Annotated in this window: 11 protein-coding genes and 1 pseudogene; all 12 read right to left on the bottom strand. The window is 33.9% G+C overall.

The annotated features are described in order from the left end of the window. Positions 1-255: pseudogene (locus ACMUOV_RS02235) on the bottom strand (lipoprotein-releasing system transmembrane subunit LolC); the annotation flags it as partial. Then, positions 249-1,733 carry a lysine--tRNA ligase gene (lysS, locus tag ACMUOV_RS02230; RefSeq protein ID WP_413853374.1) on the bottom strand — a complete coding sequence of 495 codons (1,485 nt, stop codon included), beginning with the start codon at positions 1,731-1,733 and terminating at the stop codon, positions 249-251. The pseudogene ACMUOV_RS02235 and the gene lysS, both read right to left, overlap by 7 nt. 141 nt (positions 1,734-1,874) lie before the next feature. Beyond that, the gene (locus ACMUOV_RS02225) at positions 1,875-2,978 is read right to left on the bottom strand and encodes an ABC transporter ATP-binding protein (protein WP_413853372.1); all 1,104 of its coding nucleotides are present in this window, start codon (positions 2,976-2,978) and stop codon (positions 1,875-1,877) included. 103 nt (positions 2,979-3,081) lie between these two features. Next, positions 3,082-4,548: a hypothetical protein gene (locus ACMUOV_RS02220; protein WP_413853370.1), complete on the bottom strand. Its 1,467-nt coding sequence runs from the start codon at positions 4,546-4,548 to the stop codon at positions 3,082-3,084. Positions 4,549-4,612: 64 nt separating this feature from the next. Beyond that, entirely contained in the window at positions 4,613-4,975 is a 363-nt protein-coding gene (locus ACMUOV_RS02215) for a hypothetical protein (protein ID WP_413853368.1), read from the bottom strand. Positions 4,976-4,984: 9 nt separating this feature from the next. After that, a complete protein-coding gene (locus ACMUOV_RS02210) occupies positions 4,985-5,470 on the bottom strand; it encodes a DUF5683 domain-containing protein (RefSeq protein WP_413853366.1) in 486 nt (161 codons plus the stop codon). Positions 5,471-5,472: 2 nt separating this feature from the next. Further along, entirely contained in the window at positions 5,473-6,120 is a 648-nt protein-coding gene (locus ACMUOV_RS02205; RefSeq protein ID WP_413853364.1) for a hypothetical protein, read from the bottom strand. After that, on the bottom strand, positions 6,113-6,751 hold the full coding sequence (locus tag ACMUOV_RS02200; protein WP_413853362.1) for a hypothetical protein: 639 nt from the start codon (positions 6,749-6,751) through the stop codon (positions 6,113-6,115). The genes ACMUOV_RS02205 and ACMUOV_RS02200 overlap by 8 nt, the downstream gene beginning before the upstream one ends. A 48-nt stretch (positions 6,752-6,799) precedes the next feature. Next, entirely contained in the window at positions 6,800-7,405 is a 606-nt protein-coding gene (locus ACMUOV_RS02195) for a hypothetical protein (RefSeq protein WP_413853360.1), read from the bottom strand. 47 nt (positions 7,406-7,452) lie between these two features. After that, positions 7,453-10,140 carry an OmpA family protein gene (locus ACMUOV_RS02190; protein ID WP_413853358.1) on the bottom strand — a complete coding sequence of 896 codons (2,688 nt, stop codon included), beginning with the start codon at positions 10,138-10,140 and terminating at the stop codon, positions 7,453-7,455. Positions 10,141-10,236: 96 nt separating this feature from the next. Further along, the gene (locus tag ACMUOV_RS02185; RefSeq protein WP_413853356.1) at positions 10,237-12,075 is read right to left on the bottom strand and encodes an N-acetylmuramoyl-L-alanine amidase family protein; all 1,839 of its coding nucleotides are present in this window, start codon (positions 12,073-12,075) and stop codon (positions 10,237-10,239) included. Between the two features lie 28 nt (positions 12,076-12,103). Further along, positions 12,104-13,828 (bottom strand): sigma-70 family RNA polymerase sigma factor, encoded by a 1,725-nt coding sequence (locus tag ACMUOV_RS02180; RefSeq protein WP_413853354.1) that lies wholly within the window; start codon positions 13,826-13,828, stop codon positions 12,104-12,106. Positions 13,829-13,956: the final 128 nt, after the last annotated feature.

Raw genomic sequence — 13,956 nt, 5'->3', positions numbered from 1 at the left:
TTCTTCTATTACTTCATTATACTCATCAAAAGGAGTTCCGTTTACTTTATTTATATAAATATGCGGTTGAATACCTAAAATTTTTGCCCTTATATCCTGCTGAAAACCGCTTAAAACAGACAGAGTTATTACCAATGCACAAACACCGAGTGTGGTTCCCCCTATTGCAATAAGGGTTGTTAAAAAAGCAAAAAATCCCTTCTTTCTTGCTTTAATGTAACGGCAGGCAATAAAAAATTCTACTGATTTTAACATTCCGGTTTCATTGCAGGGAAAAATATAACTTCCCTAATTGATTCAACTTCGGTTAATATCATAACAAGACGGTCAATTCCTATACCTAAACCGCCGGTAGGAGGCAAGCCCTGTTCCAAAGCTGTTATAAAATCTTCGTCGTAAGGTTGTGCTTCTTCGTCGCCTTTAACTTTTGCTTCCATTTGTTGTTTAAACCTTATTTTTTGTAAGTAAGGGTCGTTTAACTCGGAATAAGCATTACAAATTTCCATACCGTTTATATAAAGTTCAAACCTTTCGGCAATTTCAGGTTGTTCAAATTTAATTTTTGTAAGCGGAGAATATATTGCCGGATAGTCAATAATAAATGTTGGCTCTTTTAAATTAGGAATTACTTTTTCGTCAAGAATTTGATCTAAAATTTTTTGATCCGTTGCATTTTTAGGCAAATCCAAATTCAAATGTTTAACCATATCAAAAAGTTTACCCGTTTCCAAATGAGGAAGTAAATCAAGCCCGGTATATTCTTTTATCAAGTCAAACATTTTCAATCTTTTAAAATTCAAATTTATTTTTGAACCTATTGCAGCGGCACAATTTTTTATAATTGTTTCGGTTAAATCCATCATATCGTTATAGTCGGCATATGCCTGGTATAATTCCATCATAGTAAATTCAGGGTTATGGTTTCTGTCAATACCTTCGTTTCTGAAATTTCTGCCTATTTCAAAAACCCTTTCCATACCGCCTACAACCAACCTTTTTAAAAACAATTCCGGTGCTATTCTCATAAACAAATCAATGTCTAAAGCATTATGGTGCGTGGTAAAAGGTTTTGCATTTGCTCCGCCGGCAAGAGTTTGCAAAATAGGAGTTTCAACCTCAACAAAATTCATATCCTGCAAAGTTTTTCTTAATGTGGAAATTATTTTAGACCTTTTTATAAAAACTTCCTTTACATCTCGGTTTGCAATTAAATCCAAATATCTTTGTCTGTATCTTGTTTCGGTATCTTTTAAACCGTGCCATTTTTCCGGTAACGGACGAAATGCTTTGCAGATAATTTGAAATTTTTCGGCTTTTAAACTTAATTCACCGGTTCTTGTTCTAAAAGGGGTTCCCTCAATTAAAACGAAATCGGACAAATCCGACATTTCTTTAAAAAGTTTAAAACTGTCATCACCGACTTGGTCTTTACGAACATAAACCTGTATTCTTCCTGTTCCGTCGGCAATATCTATAAACGAAGCTTTTCCCATATCTCTTCTTGACATCATTCTGCCCGCAACCGAAACCTTAATATCGGAAACTTCTTCGTTTTTTAATTGTTCAAAATTTTTTCTTACCTGTGATATTTTGTCTTTAACATCAACTTTTGCAGGATAAGGGTTTATACCTGCAGCTTTCATTTTATCGGCTTTTTCTTTTCTTTGTGCAATAAGATTATCTATTGCTGTTGTTGATGTTTCCTGTTCTTGTAAACTTTGTTTTTCTTGCATTTTATTTATTCCTTATTAATTTAATTTATATCTTTAAAATATATCATTTTTAGGCGGAAAAAGCAAAAAAAGCACTGCCTGCCGGAAGTGCTTTTTTAATTAAAAACTTAGTATTTAAAGATACAAGCCGCAATTAGAATTTTATATTATTGTTTTGCCGGACTCTTCTTCAAACAAGTGAACTTTTGTTAAGTCCAATACAAATTCTATTATTTGGTTCGGCTTTGCTTTATTACTTGAGTTAACCTTTGCAACCATACTGTTTTTACCCGTATTAAAATGTAAATAAATTTCACTGCCCAAAGGTTCCACAATTTCAACGGTTGCATTAAATGTTGCAGTATCATTATGATTTAAGTTTGTAAAAAGTTTATCAAAAATATCTTCCGGACGAACACCGACAAATACTTTTTTATTAATATAAGGAGCCATTTTTTCTTTCATAAAAGCAGGAATTTTTATATCAAAAGAACCTTCTTTTAAGAATATTTCACTGTTTTTTTCAACTACGTCAACACCAAAAAAATTCATTGGAGGGGTACCGATAAAACCGGCAACAAACTTATTTGCAGGTTGGTTATAAAGATCCAACGGACCTGCAACCTGTTGAATAATACCGTCTTTCATTACACATATTTTATCACCCATCGTCATAGCTTCGGTTTGGTCGTGGGTAACATATATCATTGTGCTTTGCAACCTTTCATGAAGTTTTTTTAATTCCGCCCTCATTTGAACCCTTAATTTCGCATCAAGGTTTGAAAGCGGCTCATCAAATAAAAACACTTTCGGTTTTCTGACTATTGCCCTTCCGACGGCAACTCTCTGCCTTTGACCGCCGCTTAACTGTTTAGGTTTCCTGTCTAAAAGATGTGATATTCCCAAAATTTCCGCAGCTTCTTTTACCCTTGCTTCTATATCTTTTTTACTGTAACCTTTTAATTTTAAAGCAAAGCCCATATTTTCATAAACCGTCATGTGAGGATACAATGCATAATTTTGAAAGACCATTGCAATATCTCTGTTTTTGGGAGGAATATCATTTACACGAACACCGTCTATATATATATCACCTGAGGAAATATCTTCAAGACCTGCAACCATTCTTAACGTAGTTGTTTTACCGCAACCGGAAGGACCGACCAAAATACAAAATTCTTTATCGGGTATTTCCAAATTAAAATTTTTTACAATTTTTATATTGCCGTAATTTTTACAAACATTTTTCAATACTATGCTTGCCATAGTTATACTTCCCCCAAGTTATATATATAGAGTTAATTATATACTTTTAATGTTTTTAAGTCAAGAAAAACATAAACAAATAAAACGACAATTTACAGAAAATTTATTTTTTGTTTTGTTGAAACAGAGAATACTTTACATTTATTCTGTCAAAATGTAACGGATTAAATGCAGAAGAAGCTATAAGATACCAAGCGGTAGATGATGTTGATGCAACCCAACTTCCGTTTTTCCCTCTGGGTATTTCCCAATCTTTGTTAAAAGCCATAAATCTTTCTTTATCATTTGGATTTTTTGACGTATAAGGCAAAGCTCCGTCGGAAAGACCTATTATTCCTATTGCTTTATTAACCTGTTCCAACAAAAACTTGGAATGGTCCCTATATTGTTCGGCTAATCTCCATTTTCCTGTTTTCTGTGCATAATCGGCAAGAATTTGAACTGCCACAATATGGAAACAAGTTCCTTCAAACCAACTCATTCTATAACCTTTATTTCTTCCGGCATCGTTAGTAAAGTCGTATCCGGAAATTTTTTCTCCGTTTATATTATCCTCTACAAAAAATTCATTTTTTGCAAAATTGAAAAGGTTAAACGGATTTATGCCTATGGTTTCCATGTGTTCCGGAGTAATTGAAGCTATTGCCCACGATACGGTATCCAATGCATCGGTTGTGTCTAATTTATCGTCACTGTAGCCCATATTAAAACTTTGTTTATCTTTATCGTAAATTAAAAGTTTAAACCAACGTTCTATATTATCCAATTCTGTTTCAATATCTTTAATTGAAAAATTTGCTTCTTCAAAATAAGTTTTTACTTCCGGTTTATTTGCATATAAATAAATATCTCTTACCAAACACAACGCGGCATAATGGTCAAGAACATTCTCGGTAGAATAAACTTTAGACCAATCCGGCGGCATCCAACCGTAGCCCATACTTGCCGCACCGAGTTGCCCGTTTTGAAATTTAAAATGATTTATCTGTGAAGCCCATTTTAATGAATCCAATATAAAAGGCATAAATTCCAAATTACCTGTAACTGCGGTATATTGAAGTGCTGCAATAGTAACCCACATATTAGGTCCTAAATGAACTCTGTTACCGTCTATACCTGCCGTTAAACCGTTTTTGGTTCTTCTTAAGTCGCTTCTGTATGTATTAAACAATCCTTCTTTTTCCGATTTTAACAGATAAAATTCTCTGCTGTAAATTTTTAAAATTTTATATGCTTTTGAATATTGACCGGCAAGTAAATAAGCAATTGCCGATACCGAACCGTCATAAATAAAAGATTGTGTATCCAAAAAACCGCTTTTACCTATAATAAAAGATTTTGTAACCAGGTCGTAAGTATAATTTGATGAATTTCTAAAACTTTCTACCAAACCGGTAATTGCCGATGTTTGTTTATCAAAAAAAGAAACCGTTCTCATTTGAAGTTTATAATAGTTTGCATTTAAAGCATCCGGAGAAAACCTTTCTCTGTAAACTTTAGATACAATTTCCGCAGAAACAGTTAACGAAAAAAGACAAATTGATAATAAGATAACACAAAATTTTTTCATAATAAAATTTACAATACAAAATTTTACCGACGTCACACATTATACATTTTAAATTATAAATTTATTAAGATATTTGTAAAGTTGCCGTAACTTGCATACCTTCACAAGTAAGCGTAATATCGGTTGAACCCGTTCCTTTAGATGTCAGTTCGGTTTCCTTAGAATTGTTGCTGCTAAATGAAGCTAAAGAGGAATCGGCTACAGACCAAGTAACCGATTTATTTATATCTTTACCTGCTGCATTTTTTATAACAGCCCTTACCGAAATTGTAGAATTTGCAGACATTTTCAAAGTATGATCCGAATAAGAATATCCCGGAGCATCTATTTTTAAAATCATGGTATTGGCAGTCAATTTATCTTTTTGAGCACACCCTATAAAAAAAACTGCTATAAAAAATAATGATAGTAAAAAAACTTTTTTCAAAACAAACTCCTATATTGAAAATTTAGTTCTATATTTTAACATAACTCCGTCATTGGAACACATTTGTATATCAAAATGTTTTCTAACATACATTTCTTCTCTTGACTTTCCTACAAAATAAGCATCCGCAACAGCAAATATCCATGTTGCCAAAGCAACACCGCCCAATATTCTTGAAATATTCAAATTATCTTTATAATCATCATATTTTGAACTGTTTCTTGCACCTATTTCTTCATAATCACTGTAATTATTTTCGGCTTCTCTGTTAAACAAAATACAACCGGTAACGGATGCCGCAAAAATACCGAAAACTATCCAACCTTTAGTTTTCTGTCCGTTCCAACCTTGCCCCCATCCGGGCATAAGCGCCGAACGTGCAGCAGCATTTAATGCCGAATAATGTGTACAATCTATAGTAAAAGTACATGCATCGGCAACAGATACATTAAACAAAATTGACAATAATGTTAACAACACAAAAACTTTTTTCATAATTACTTTTTACAATACCTTATATTATCTATATAAACCGTTCCTCCGCCTGTTTGAACGGAATCATTTTCTCTATACATATTAACACTTATATAATATTCCATAGCATTCCAATAGTTCATGGTTTTTCCGGTCAAAGGAATTTCAAATTTTGTCCAACCGGATGACAAATCGGATTTTGTTATAACTTTTCTGTCGTTACCGCCTCCGCTTGAAGGAACGGCAATTTCAAAAATACAACCTTCCGTCAAATAACCTTTTGCATAAAATTCCAGGCAATTATAACCGCTTGTACTCATATCCGTCCGTCCGCCTTCATACTCCGTAACGGATAATCCCCAACCCGCAAACTGATAAGGATTATTATCATTCCATGACATTTTTATACAATAGGCGCCCATAGCACCTTCCGTGCATTTAAAATTTAAAACATCTCTATCGTCACCGTTTTGTAAAAACCTTGACCCCATCCAAATTTTAGGTTCAAAAGAACCTTTTGTTTTTATTTCATCATCATAAACATAAAATACGGAAGGCCATTTTTTTACTCTCGGATGTAAACCGGCAACATCCGTAAGGGGATACCTTTCGCAAGATACTAAAATAATTGCAACAACAAAAAATAATGTTAATTTTACTATCTTATTCATATCTTATTTCATCCAAATAAAATGTTGCTCCGTTAGGGTTATCCGTTTTCGAAACACCTATATAAAACCCGGTAGATATATAGGACAAATCGCTGTCTGACAAATCCAAAGTATACTTTTTCCAACTGGTTGTAAGTTTTATATTAGTCATCCAAACTTTATCGCTATCGGGAAAATGTCCCTGCAAACCGCCTACCTGAACTTTACTTATAACTTCATTACCGTATTTACCCTTGGCTAAAAAAGTTAAAGCTTTTGCTTTTCTTAAATCAAAACCTGCTTTTACGGTAGCCCAATTGTTAGCGGGATTCTGCCAATAAATACCTGCCCATTTTTTACGCCCCTTAGGCGTATAATCAACCTGTATACAATACTTACCTTTTATCATCTTAACGTCTTTACAGGCAATATCAAGTTTCAAATCCGCAACATCCGCAATCCAACCCGAAGGGACAAAATGATTTCTTTTTGAGCCGAAATCCTCATACACATAAAAAGGTTGAAACCTCATTGCAATGTCAATATCATCATCGTCTTCATTTTGAATAGATTTACTTTTACATATACCATTCTGTGTATATGCACAAATAAAACTACCGATAATTAAAAATACTAATAATAATTTTTTCATTTTTGTTTGGATGTTAGGGGGCAGAATATCTGCCCCCTAAAAAACTAATTATTCATAAATAATATCATCTATGTAGAAAATACATCCGTTAGGATTATCTTCTTTAGATAATGCAAAACAGAAACCGCCAATAATATTAGACAAATCTTTACCGGATAAATCTAATGTATATTGTTTCCATTCTTTTGTAAGTTCAATAGGTCCCATTGTTACGGAATCGGTATCGGAATATTCTCCGGTTATACCACCCATTTTGAACTCAGCAATTTTTTCTCCGCCTTGTGCTCCTCTTGCCCAGAATGTCAATTTTTTTGCACCTGTTAAATTGAAGCCGCCTTTCTTTTCTCCCCAGTTATTAGCCGGTTGTTGCCAGAAAATACCCATCCAACCTGCATTTTGTGACATTTTTGCACTATAGGTAATTTTAATACAAGATGAACCGCTTCTTGGTGTTTCTGCACAAGCCAAATTCATTTTAATGTCACCATAATCGCCCATCCAACCTGATGGTGCAAAATGGTTGTCTTTTGAACCGTTTTCTACATAAACAGCAAACGGTTTAAAAGATGATGAGGATGCCTTTGCTGCAAAAGAAAAACTTGCAACACTTGCAACTACTGCTACTGCCAACAACAAACCTAACGTCTTTTTCATTTCTTCTCTCCTTTTTTTTTTCTTTGTAGCAAGCTACAAAATTTTTTTTACTCATTATTGATCAAGTCATACGACTTTTTAGTTACTCCGTCTTGTTTCTTCAGTATGGTAATTTCAACTCTTCTGTTTTGATCTCTACCTGCCGAAGTTGCATTTGTTGCAACAGGAACGGAGAACCACAAACCTTCCGTCGTAATTCTGTCTTTGTCAATGCCGTGTTTTATTAAGAATGTGGCAACGGCATTTGCTCTTCTCTTAGATAATATGATGTTGTATTGCTTACTGCCGTAATTATCGGTATGACCTTCAACCTTAATAGGTCTGTCAGGATACATTTTCAATATTCTGACAGCTTCATTCAACATCTTCGTAGATTTATCTTTCAAATTATATTTATCGAAATCGAAAAGAACTTTAGCCGAGAACGCCATCTTAAGACCTAATTCTGTCTCTTGAACTCTAATTTCAGGTGTAATCAACCTAACAGGGCATATTTCGGACTTTGCACTGTTACCGGAAGTATCAAAAGCCGTTAACTGAGCATAATATGTTTCATCAGGCAGATATCTATCATAGAAATCTTTACCGTTCCAGTCAAGAGTTTCCGGAGGATCACCTCTGCCGTTCCATGTCATAACGGTTACAGAACTCTTATCAACCATTCTGATTTCCCAACTTGCAATACCTTCGTCATCGTAAGCTTTAGGATAAAGTATCGTCTTTTGTCCTTGCGACGGCATAAACACATCAGGAGCAAGAGATAATATAGCAATAGGAGGCGACATATCTTTTTGAATTCTCTCTTCGGTACCGAATCTGAATACAGCATCAAATATTAACTTGACAAAGACCCTTACTTCATCAAAGGAACCTAATTCATTTCTGGAAGAAGAAACCCCGTCTATTTTTTGAACTATTTCAAGGTTATCTTTTCTTCCGCCAACATATTCGGCTCCGATAGTTAGACAATTTGGAAACTCTCTTGTTACACCTGCCAAATAAAGTTCATCATAAGTGGCACCGAAATTCTTGTGCCAATCTTCAGGCCCCCAAGCATCTCTGTAGTAACCGCCCTGAAATGTATACTGTTTATATTTTACTTTTAAATTTGTTTTAAAATAGCCGGTTATTTTCTTTAAAAACACTTCAGCTTTTGCATAAGGCGTACTCATTGTCGCAACATCTTCACCTACTTCAAAGTCGTATAAAACTTCTACTTTATTAAAGAACATTCTCGTAAAGAAATACCAAGATCCCAAATATCCGTCGGTAGGCAAAGCTCCCGTTACGGGAACACCCGAAAAAGCTTCCCAAACAATATCACCGTTTTCATCTCTGTAAATTTGCCTGTCCGTTCCGCCCAAATGCCTTGTAAGTTTTAATTTTGTTGCAAACGTAAATAACGAGTCTTCCTGAGGATTCAAATTCCATTCTTCAATAACATTCGGTTCCATTAAATAAAACCAAGTATCCGGTGTAGGATCATAAGTAAAAGTTAATGCAAATTCATCCGTTTCTCTGTTATCAAAACCTGTAGGTGCGTTTCGCCACCATACCCAAAAAGGAGAAGTTTGTCCTCTTGTTTGAATTAAATCAGGGCCATAATCACTGCCTACATAAGGCATTGATCTGAGCAACGGTTTTCTGTGCATAACACTTAAAGCGCCGGTAAAATCCTTATTAAGTGCATGCTGAACTTCTGCATCCAACTGTTGCTTATTGCCTGCTACTAAACCTTGATATGAATATTTTGTTGTAATTAAATCTGCGCCTAATATTTTTGGGATTGATAATTTCGCGGCACCACCGAAAGCATCTGCCATACCGGTTTTGCCTTCTTTTATGAGGTATTTTGTTCCTGCAGTTCCTGTTCCCTCCGGAACTTCTTTATCTACATATTGATACGTTTTGTCAAGTCTGAAAGGCCTAAACATACCGCCTACCTGCAACGTAGTTCCGGCAACTTTAAAATCAGTAGAAATTTCTGCCGTTCGCATTCTTTCATCGGGATCACCGTAAGGAATAATATGATCGGCATACATCAAATTAACATTACTGCCGAATATATTTCTATACTTCATATAGAAACCCTGGTTATAATCAACAACAGCTTCTTGCCCGTATATAAACTGAAAATCACCGGCTGAGCCCTTCATATTTAATTGCCACCATTCCGGAACAGCTCTACCGGTAACTCTTACATCGTTATACGGATCCATGTGCGCCTGGTAAATATTGAACATATCTCCTTCATAACGCCAATCGTAATGCGCCTGGTTCCTATAATAACCTAAACTTGCCCAATCATTATGAATAACCGCCTTTGCACTATCCCAAAAGAAATGAGGAAATATAATACCTTCATCAAACATTCTGTGGAAATTGTTAACCGTCTTCCAATACCTTGATGCATAATCTCCCATAAAATCCAAACCGAACTGAGCATAAAACCAATCCGTAGGTTTCATTGCAACACCTACAAACAAACTTTGTCCCCAGTGGTCTTTCCAATCCTGATTATTTAAACTTTTATCCTTCGTATCTCTTCTGAAGTAATAATTCATTCCGTTAGGAACGGTATACCAGGCATCCAATCTTCTGTTAAAAATCCCTTCCAACATAAGCTCGGTATGCAATGCTATATCCGAAACCGCCAACTTTTCAGCATCGGGTTCATTGGGAGAATGCCTAAAATCAGACCTGACTTCCGCAAAAACATCGACAACGGAAATCATAAAAAAAACCAATAAAATGATGGAAAACAAACTTCTTTTTATAGACATATTACAAGAATTATATTTTTTTAAAAAAATAATGTCAAGCATTTTATATTATTTATTATTTATTTTATTTTTTCTTGCATAATATTTTTTTACACCTTCATATATCGAGTCCGCTATAGCAAGTTGAAAATTTCTTGTATTTAACTTTGCTTCTTCGCTGTAATTACTTATAAATGCACCTTCAACCAAAACCGCAGGCATTTGTGCTCCTCTTAAAACATAGAAATTTGCCTGTTTTATTCCTCTGTTAATTGTTTTAAGTCTTTTCGGTGTTTCACCCGATATAAAACTTGCAAGTTCCGACGACTCATTTATAAATTCATTAACCGTCATGGACCACAACATATTTTGTAAAACGGCTTTTTGTCCTTTGGGCTTATCTTCCAAAGATATAACCGAGTTTTCCAAAGCGGCTGTTGCCGCAGCTTCGGAATCGGAAGCATTTTCGGACAGGAAATAAATTTCAAAACCGGACATTTCTCTTTTTATATTTGCATTATTATGAACTGAAATAAACAAATCAACTTTATTTTTATTTGCAATATTTGTTCTTTCCGAAAGAGGTATAAATGTATCATCTTCCCTTGTCAATATCACCTTGTAATTTTTATCTTTGTTAAATAAATTTTTTAATGCCAATGCTATTGCAAGGTTTACATCTTTTTCTTTCGTTCCGTTAGGTCCTACCGCTCCCGGATCGTGTCCGCCGTGACCTGCATCTATTAAAATAAGTTTTGCATCTTCACTTCTTTGTTCATCCGTAGGAATAATATCTTTCATGGATTCCTTATCATCTATTAATTCGTAAGTATTGTCTATTATTTGGTCTTCCGTTACCGTAACGGTTTTTATTTTCGCAAGCTCTGCCGAATCATCTTCTTCTACAACGGGTTTTTCATAAATATCGGATTGTACTTCCAATGCTCTCGCATTTATTACGGGCGGTAAAATATCATTTTCCGATTCCAAGGTTTTGTCCGTATCCGTTACCGGATTTTGAACAACAATATTTTTATCCGACGAAGCGCTTACAACAGCATTATTGTCCGTATCATTTTTTATATCAACTTTGGAATCAACTATGGTTTCAGGAATAGAAACAACACAAGGTTTTGTAATATCAACCGGAGAAGAGTGAACAATATCCACAACAACTTTCAAAGGCCTTTTAAACTTTTGAATTTTTACCGACTTTGGTGTTTGTAACAAATCAATTTTAAAAACAGCTTCTCTTCCTACGGTATCATAAGAAATGGTTTTTATTGCTCCGTTATCAACATAAATTTCGTCCTTATTTACTTTTCCTCTTTGAAATGACAGTATTATCGAATTTTTATGTTTTTTTACGGTATGCGTCATTTTTTCGTCAAGTTCAATTACAATTTCGGTATTATTTTCCTTAGTATAATATCGGACTGCCGAAATATTTGATTTTGAATTTATAATAAGCAAACTGTCCTTTTTTTGAAAAGATATTGAGTTTTCGGAAATATCCTCAAATTCCTTCATTGTAAACATTTCAACGGGAATATATAACTCTTTTTTTATAAAAAGCGTAGGGGTATCCAACTTTTTTATTTTTTTACCGAAGGCAACCTTTTTATCGTTCATAAAAACGGTAACGGATTTATTTTGAAATTTCATTGCAACTTTATTACTTACGGGTTGCCAATCAAGCCGCGCCGAAAAAACAATTTTCATTTCGCTTAAAGCAAAAAATTCAACACCGTGTATTGTGTATGTATTAACACCGTTAAATTGATTTCCGTTTACGATAACATTTGCTTTTTTTGTTTCAATTATCGGTTCATTTGCTGCATGCAAAATAGAACAAAAAGACAGAATAAAAAAGAAGAAAACAAAAAAAGATAAAACAATTTTTCTCATATTTATTTCCAATCTTCTATTCTTCCAATTAGTCCAAATATTCTTTCAAAGATTTGCATCTTGTAGGGTGCCTTAATTTTCTTATTGCTTTTGCTTCTATTTGTCTTACTCTTTCTCTTGTAACGCCGAATTTTTTACCTACTTCCTCAAGTGTTGAAGGATAACCTACACCTATACCGTATCTTAATTTTATTATTTCCGCTTCTCTGGGTGTTAACGTATTTAAAACTTTTTCAAGTTCCAACTGTAACCTGTATTGATGCGTTTTAACTATAGGGTTAGGACTGTTTTGATCTTCTATAAAATCTTCAAGTTTCGAATCTTCTTCTTCCCCCACGGGTGTTGCAAGCGAAACGGGTTCCTGCATCATTTTTAATATCCTTCTTACTCTTTCCTGAGAAATTCTTAAAGATTTTGCATATTCTTCGGTTTTAGGTTCCCTGCCCTGATCCTGTTGAAATTTCTTTTTTACTTTGGTTAATTTTGAAATAAGTTCTTTCATGTGAACGGGAATTCTTATTGTTCTTGCCTGGTCTGCTATTGCTCTGTTAATTGATTGTCTTATCCACCATGTAGCATAAGTTGAAAATTTAAAACCTCTTTTCCATTCAAATTTTTCAACGGCTTTCGACAATCCTAAGTTTCCTTCCTGTATTAAATCGGCAAGTTCCAAACTGCTCATTCCGACATGTTTTTTTGCAATTGAAACAACAAGTCTGAAATTTGCTTCTATCAATTTCATTTTATCTCTATGAATTATTTCTTCCAAGTCCCTTATTTTTTTATCCGTTTCCATAAGTTCTTTCGGAGTTATGGAAAAACCTTCTTTTATATTTGATTGTCTGTTAAGAAGACTTCCCGCATAAGAAACATCATCAGCTGCATTTGCAGGCAGAAAACCCGTTTGTTTTTTAAATGCCGCAGGTTTTATTTTATCGGCAGAAAAATCTTTATATAAAGAAATAAGTTTTGCAGGCGGCATTTTATATTTTCTTTCTATTTTTGCAAGTTCCAAAGTTATTTCATTTAATTTATTTGCGGTTATTTTTATTTTATTTATAAGTCTTTTAATTTTATCCTGATTTAAATTTAAACCTACTACCAAAGAAATTATTTCGGCTCTTAATTCCTGTTCCTTTGTTTTCAATTTTTCTTTTGTTTTTGCCGGTAATCTTCTGTCTTTTAATTTTTCGGCATTTTTAGTAATATTTCTTTCAAGTTGAGCTATTCTTTTTACCGTTTCTTTAACTTTTATCCTCATATTTCTAAGTTGCGCTGATGATTTCCTTCCTCTCGGCATCAATTCCTTAGGTGTCATTTCTTCTTGTTCGATAAGAGTGTCCCAGCTTTTTATTTCCTTAATTATTAACGGTGATTCCAAAACTATATGTGTTAATTTTTTTTCATTTTCTCTTACCCTTTTGGCAAGTTCAACTTCAACTTTTCTTTCCAATAAAGGAACTTTTGCCATCTCTGTTAAGTACATTCTCACGGGATTTAATTCATCATCTTCATCACTGTATTTGACAATAACATCCGAAGTTTCGGGAGTATTTTTATTTTTTTTGGTATTTGTATTTTTATCTATTATTTTAATGCCTGCTTCTTCCAATTTTATAAAAAGAGAATCTATCTTTTCGGAATTCATATCATTGTCATCAATATGTTTGTTTATTTCATCATAAGTAACATAACCTTGTTCTTTACAAACTTTAATTAAATCCTGAAATGTATCTTTCTTTTTTTTGGTCATTTATTTTTCCCCGAACCTTTTATTTTAGCCGCTAACATATTATATTCTTTTATCAATTCTTTATCGGCTTCAATTTTCCCGTCAAGCATAAGTAACACATTAGGTTCTATTTCTTTTCTTCTTTTTTC

This window comes from Candidatus Ruminimicrobium bovinum (genome assembly GCF_902760015.1).
Classification (GTDB): Bacteria; Elusimicrobiota; Endomicrobiia; order Endomicrobiales; family Endomicrobiaceae; genus Ruminimicrobium; species Ruminimicrobium bovinum.
Note: the sequence above shows the minus strand (reverse complement) of the source record. Positions and strands in the feature narration are given on the sequence as shown.